At 61.2% G+C, this 2668-nt stretch carries 5 protein-coding genes; 2 read left to right on the top strand and 3 right to left on the bottom strand.

Annotation, left to right across the window (positions count from 1 at the left end; translation table 11 throughout):
* Positions 1-237 precede the first annotated feature (237 nt).
* Together FJY68_14115 and FJY68_14110 are read left to right on the top strand one after the other, a co-directional pair.
* On the top strand, positions 238-489 hold the full coding sequence (locus FJY68_14115) for a hypothetical protein (protein ID MBM3332957.1): 252 nt from the start codon (positions 238-240) through the stop codon (positions 487-489).
* A 7-nt stretch (positions 490-496) separates the two neighbouring features.
* Positions 497-718, top strand: coding sequence for an addiction module toxin, HicA family (locus tag FJY68_14110; protein MBM3332956.1), 222 nt, complete (start codon positions 497-499; stop codon positions 716-718).
* 281 nt (positions 719-999) lie between these two features.
* Here FJY68_14110 and FJY68_14105 read toward each other — a convergent pair whose 3' ends face one another.
* From FJY68_14105 to FJY68_14095, 3 genes are all read right to left on the bottom strand, one after another.
* Positions 1000-1383: a hypothetical protein gene (locus tag FJY68_14105; GenBank protein ID MBM3332955.1), complete on the bottom strand. Its 384-nt coding sequence runs from the start codon at positions 1381-1383 to the stop codon at positions 1000-1002.
* The gene (locus FJY68_14100; protein ID MBM3332954.1) at positions 1380-1628 is read right to left on the bottom strand and encodes a DUF433 domain-containing protein; all 249 of its coding nucleotides are present in this window, start codon (positions 1626-1628) and stop codon (positions 1380-1382) included. Before FJY68_14100 ends, FJY68_14105 begins: the two co-directional genes overlap by 4 nt.
* A gap of 259 nt (positions 1629-1887) precedes the next feature.
* The gene (locus FJY68_14095; GenBank protein MBM3332953.1) at positions 1888-2259 is read right to left on the bottom strand and encodes a hypothetical protein; all 372 of its coding nucleotides are present in this window, start codon (positions 2257-2259) and stop codon (positions 1888-1890) included.
* Between the last annotated feature and the right edge of the window lie 409 nt (positions 2260-2668).

Below are 2668 nucleotides of genomic sequence, written 5' to 3'. Positions count from 1 at the left end.
CTCGGTAAGCTGGGACGCCAAGGACAGCCGTGGCAGGCAGGTGCCGCGCGGTGTCTACTTCTACCGTCTCGACACGCCGGGATTCCGGTCGGTGAAGAAGGCGGTGGTGGCGCGCTAGCGCGCGAGAGTAGAGAATCGGGAGTAGAGAGTAGTCCGAAAGCGAAGGGGCGGGCGTGAGCCCGCGTGAGCCCGCCCTGCGTTTGACAGCGCGGCGTGCGCGGGCTACAATCGACAGGAATGAAGAAGCAGTTGCGACGTGCGTATCGCGAGTATACGGCGGTGTTTGAACCCGACGAGGAGCAGGGCGGATACACGGTCTACATTCCGGCTCTGCCCGGCTGCATCTCGGAGGGAGATACGTTTGAGCAGGCTGTCGAGAACATCAGTGAGGCTGCGGTCCTCTACCTTGAGGTTATGAGGAACCGCCGTGCCGGCACGGATGAAGGCGGCAAGGGGTTTATCGTCGCACCGGTTCGCGTCACCTGCTGAAGTCCGGATGACAAAGCTGCCCGGGGTCAAGCCGCGCGAGGCGGCGGCTGTGCTGCTTCGGGTGGGATTCGAGTACGTCCGCCAGCGCGGGAGCCACCGTATCTACGTGAAGGGCAGCGTCGGCGTTACGGTGCCCTGGCACACGAAGGACCTGCGCAGGGGCACGCTGCGACAGATCATCAGACAGGCCGGCTTGACGCCGGAGGAGTTCGTCCGACTCCTTGGCTAGTTCAGGGCCCTCGCTGCTCGACATCAGCGGACGCAGGATACTGGACCTCAGGCCCGGTCCAAATGACGTCCGATCGCTGGCGCCGGGCGTCTACTTCATGCGTCAGGCGTCCGGCGTGCAGCATCAAGCGTCGAGCGTCATCAAGGTCGTGGTGGCGAGGTGAGAGGAGCTAGCGGTTAGCAGTTAGGAGTTAGCAGTGGGGCGGGCGCAAGCCCGCCCTGCTCTTGGAGATATGGAGGGTGCGAAAGCGGCTAGCGGCAGGCCTCGCGTCGGTGGCGAGCCTACTCCGGCAGGTTGATTTCGGCTTCGGTCTGGTGGACGCGAATGCGGCCGGGTTCGACCATCCAGAGACGCCCGACGAGCGGCCTGTCCCCGAGCGCTCGAAGAAAGGTACCAACCAGCGATTCGAGAACAGGAAGAGTGGGGTTCCTCGGCAGGCGCAGCACCACAACGCCGGCGCTGCGGTCCGGAGGGAAGCGGGTCACGTCGCCGAAGTCAATGTCCAAGGTGACGAGGCAGCGACCTTCCCGGCCGCAGATCTCGAATATCCGTCGGTCTGGACTCCCGCAGAGGTCTTGGCCGCCGACCGTGGACACATCGTGTCCTGCGGCCTGGAAGAGGTGTTGTGCGCGGGTGCCGAAGTTCTCGTCGAGTTTGAACTTCACTGGCCGGAGGGCGCCCCGACGGGCACGTACCGGTCTCTGGACATCTCGGCGCCGTAGGCGATGGCGGCACGGATATCGAGTTCCTCAAGGGTCGGGTATTCCTTCAGAATCTCCGGAGTGCTCATGCCGCCGGCAAGCATGTCCAGTATGAGAGATACCCAGATGCGGTGGCCGCGGATGCAGGGCTTGCCGAAGCAGACGTTGGGGTCGACGGAGATTCGCTCAAGCAGCGGGTTCATATTCATTCCTCTCTATCACTGTAGCCAGCCGCGTTGACGAAGTCAAGCCAAGGCACGCGCTTGGAGGGTAGGACGACGGAGGCCGGCTGGTGGGCCGTACGGCGTCTACTTCTATCGTCTCGATACGACGGGACTCCGGGCGGTGAAGAAGGCGGACGTGGCGCGCTAGCGCGCGAGAGTAGAGAGTCGGGAGTAGAGAGTAGTCCGAAAGCGAAGGGGCGGGCGTGAGCCCGCCCCTTGAGCTTGCGGCAGGAAAAGGACGAAGCTACGGCTTGGGCGCTTCGATAGTGAAGACGTCCTTGCGGATCCGGGCGAGGACAGCGGGGTCGCAGCCGCGGGCGGTCCACTTGTCGAGAAGCACCTGCGCGGCCATCGCCAGGGTCTCGCCCGAGATGAGCTGCTGCCGGCTCAGCTTGTAGAGCTGCCGGCCGAAGTTCAAGTAGGAGACGTACAGCGAGGTCGAGACGCCGGCGGCGTTGATGACCTCTTTGACCTTCATCTCCATGGCGTAGACCTGGTTCATGGCTGCTTCGTAGCGCGCGGCCATGTCTTCACGCAGGTCGGTGAGCGTTTCGTTCACGCGTTCCAGGTTGTACTTTGCCTTCCAGCGGTCGGCTCTTTTCTTTGGGTCAGTCATGTTATTCCTCCACTAGTTCTGGTTCAATATCTGCGGCATTGTACATTCGCCCTACTAACGAGTCAACTGCGGCAGACTTGACAGATAAAGCACTGATATTATTGATGATATGATGTTCTACCAATGGCTTGCATTTGTACTGGGGGAGTTACTCCCCCAGTTGCCCCTTGAGTGACGTGACTGATGACATTGCATGTCACTGGAATAGTGACTTTGCGGGTGACTTGTTTGATGACTTATTGAGTCGCGTGGGTGGTGACTTATGGGGTCAGATGGCGGGACGCATGTAGAGGAGGATGTCCCTGTCTTAGTTGAAAATCAGTAGCGGTTCCCCTGCCCGGATGGTAGCATCTGGGTTGTTTGAATGTTATGAAAGGAGAACCGCTGTGAGAAAGTACCGGAGATGGTC

It is taken from the genome of candidate division WOR-3 bacterium, from assembly GCA_016867815.1.
GTDB lineage: Bacteria > Hydrothermota > Tepidihabitantia > Tepidihabitantales > Tepidihabitantaceae > UBA2258.
This window is presented reverse-complemented; position numbering and strand designations above follow the sequence as displayed.

What these genes read in the sequence shown, in the direction of transcription:
- FJY68_14110 (MBM3332956.1), top strand. Translation starts at nt 497, where the DNA reads ATGACAAAGCTGCCCGGGGTCAAGCCGCGCGAGGCGGCGGCTGTGCTG.
- FJY68_14115 (MBM3332957.1), top strand. Translation starts at nt 238, where the DNA reads ATGAAGAAGCAGTTGCGACGTGCGTATCGCGAGTATACGGCGGTGTTT.
- FJY68_14100 (MBM3332954.1), bottom strand. Translation starts at nt 1,628, where the DNA reads ATGAATATGAACCCGCTGCTTGAGCGAATCTCCGTCGACCCCAACGTC.
- FJY68_14095 (MBM3332953.1), bottom strand. Translation starts at nt 2,259, where the DNA reads ATGACTGACCCAAAGAAAAGAGCCGACCGCTGGAAGGCAAAGTACAAC.